Source organism: Actibacterium sp. (assembly GCF_041584535.1).
In the GTDB taxonomy this organism is placed as follows: Bacteria; Pseudomonadota; Alphaproteobacteria; order Rhodobacterales; family Rhodobacteraceae; genus Actibacterium_D.
On sequence record NZ_JBFHDW010000354.1, the window covers coordinates 1 to 2370 of the forward strand.

The following is a 2370-nucleotide window of genomic DNA, read 5'->3' on the forward strand; positions in this document are numbered from 1 at the left end:
CAAGGCCGACGGGTTCTTGCCGGTCGGACAGGCCAAAGCATACCACCCCGCCGTCAAACCGCACCGCATCCCCGCCTTGGTTCAGCGCCGCCACATCGCCCGCCAACCACGGCAGCGGGTCACAGAATTCCTTTTGCAGCATCAACCCGTCGCCGCCGAACTCGGCCGAGATTAGCCCCCGCCGCTGTGGCGCGTCCCATGATACCGTCAGACGCAGCGTGCCTTCGGTCAGCATCCGCCCGATGCGCAGGCTGACCTGTTGCTGCCGGTCGCCCAGATGGCGGGCAAAGACCACGGTGCCGTCATCACAGGTCTGCACCGAAATATGGCTGGTCGCCGGACCACTGCGATGCAGGACAAACAGCGATTGCGTGTTGCTTAGGGCGCGGTTGATCGAGGCCTCAAGATACAGGCTGCCGCGCGGGATCACGTCCTCGGGGCCAAGGCCGCGCGGCAGGCGCAGCGCCATTTGCGGCGGCCTCAAGCGGGCCGTGCGCAGGCCAAAGCCCTCGTCCGACAGTGCGACCCACGCCATCAGAAACGCCGTCCCGTTATCGGAAATCGTGTTGAATATATCTGCGCCAACCGCGCCATTACTGCCCTGCCTGCCCGTTTTCGGGTCTTGGTTCTGACCCGGATGATGGCGCATCCTGCTGAAAAACGGAAGGAAACCTTGCTGCAACAGGCACGGGCCAGACGGTTCATGTATCCCTGCTGCAACATTGCGCCCGCGCGCGGGCCGGTTTATCGCTGAACCTATGGAAAACAGGAGCCCCGCCGTGACCGACCCCGTTGCATTGACCGCCGACCTGATCCGCTGTCCGTCGGTGACCCCGGCCGAGGGCGGGGCGCTGGTGTTGCTTGAGCGGCTGCTGTCCGAGGCCGGGTTCGCCTGCACCCGCGTCGACCGGGGCGAGACCGCGAACCTGTATGCCCGCTGGGGCGCTCAGGGCGCGGCGAAAAGCTTTGGCTTCAACGGTCATACCGACGTGGTGCCGGTCGGCGATCTTGCGGCTTGGAGCGCCGATCCCTTTGGCGCCGAAATCCGCGATGGCGTGATGTATGGCCGTGGGGCGACTGACATGAAATCCGGCGTCGCCGCCTTTGCCGCCGCCGCGATTGATTTCGTCCGCGACACGCCGCCCGATGGCGCGGTGATCCTGGCGATTACCGGCGATGAAGAGGGCGACGCGCAGGACGGCACGCTGGCGCTGCTGGACTGGATGGCCGAGCAGGGCGAACAGATGTCGGTCTGTCTGGTGGGCGAGCCGACCTGCCCCGAGGTCATGGGCGAGATGATGAAAATCGGACGCCGCGGCTCGATGACCACCTATTTCACCATTCGCGGCGTGCAGGGCCATGTCGCCTATCCGCATCGCGCTGTGAACCCGGTTCACGCAACGGCGGCGCTGATGCACCGGCTGTCGGGGCATGTGCTGGATACCGGCACCGATCATTTCGACGCCTCGACGCTGGCGGTCACCACCATCGACTGCGGCAACCCGGCGACGAACGTCATCCCGGCCGAGTGCCGCGCCACGGTCAACATCCGCTTTAACGACGCGCATTCGCCCGACAGCCTGCAACGCTGGCTTCGGTCCGAGGCCGATCAGCTGGCGACCCAGACCGGCACCACAATCGACCTGCGCTTCAGCGTGTCGGGCGACAGTTTCGTGACGCCTCCGGGCGCGTTGTCCGATCTGGTGGCGGCGGCGGTAACGGCCGAAACCGGGGTGACCCCGGCGCTGTCGACTTCGGGCGGGACCTCGGACGCGCGGTTCATGAAAAACCACTGCCCGGTGGTGGAGTTCGGCCTTGTCGGCAAGACCATGCACAAGGTCGATGAATGCGTGCCGGTGGCCGAGATCGAGCAGTTGAAAGCGATCTACACCCGCATCCTCAGCGGCTATTTCGCATGAGCCTGTCGGTCGCCCTGACCGATGATCTGGCGTCCTGCCACGCCATCCGGCGGGCGGTGTTCATTGATGAACAGCGGGTGCCCGAGGCCATCGAGCTGGACGATCAGGACACCGCGGCGCTGCATCTTCTGGCGGTTCAGGACGGGGTGCCGGTGGGCACGGCGCGGCTGTTGCTGAAGGCTCCGGTCGGGAAAATCGGTCGGGTCGCGGTTCTGGCCCCGCATCGCGGCACCGGATTGGGGCAGGCGTTGATGCGGGCGGCGCTGGAGGTTCTGGCGCAGCAGCCGGGGATCACCACTGCCCGTCTGGGCGCGCAGACCCACGCGGTCGGCTTTTATCAACGGCTTGGGTTTCACGCCGTGGGCGACGAATATTCCGAGGCCGGTATTCCGCATCGTGACATGGAATGCCCGATCTTTTCCGAATGACGTCCCCCGGGCGTCATGCTAGG

Annotated in this window: 2 protein-coding genes and 1 pseudogene; 2 read left to right on the forward strand and 1 reads right to left on the reverse strand. The window is 65.7% G+C overall.

Features of this window, described 5'->3' with window-relative positions; translation table 11 throughout:
• Window positions 1-535: pseudogene (locus ABYW26_RS13495) on the reverse strand (hypothetical protein); the annotation flags it as partial.
• 244 nt (window positions 536-779) lie between these two features.
• Here ABYW26_RS13495 and dapE point away from each other — a divergent pair.
• Window positions 780-1919 (forward strand): succinyl-diaminopimelate desuccinylase, encoded by a 1140-nt coding sequence (dapE, locus tag ABYW26_RS13500; protein ID WP_372605433.1) that lies wholly within the window; start codon window positions 780-782, stop codon window positions 1917-1919.
• Complete coding sequence (locus ABYW26_RS13505; protein ID WP_372605434.1) at window positions 1916-2347, forward strand: GNAT family N-acetyltransferase; 432 nt, start codon at window positions 1916-1918, stop codon at window positions 2345-2347. Before dapE ends, ABYW26_RS13505 begins: the two co-directional genes overlap by 4 nt.
• Window positions 2348-2370 lie beyond the last annotated feature (23 nt).

What these genes read in the sequence shown, in the direction of transcription:
- ABYW26_RS13505 (WP_372605434.1), top strand. Translation starts at nt 1,916, where the DNA reads ATGAGCCTGTCGGTCGCCCTGACCGATGATCTGGCGTCCTGCCACGCC.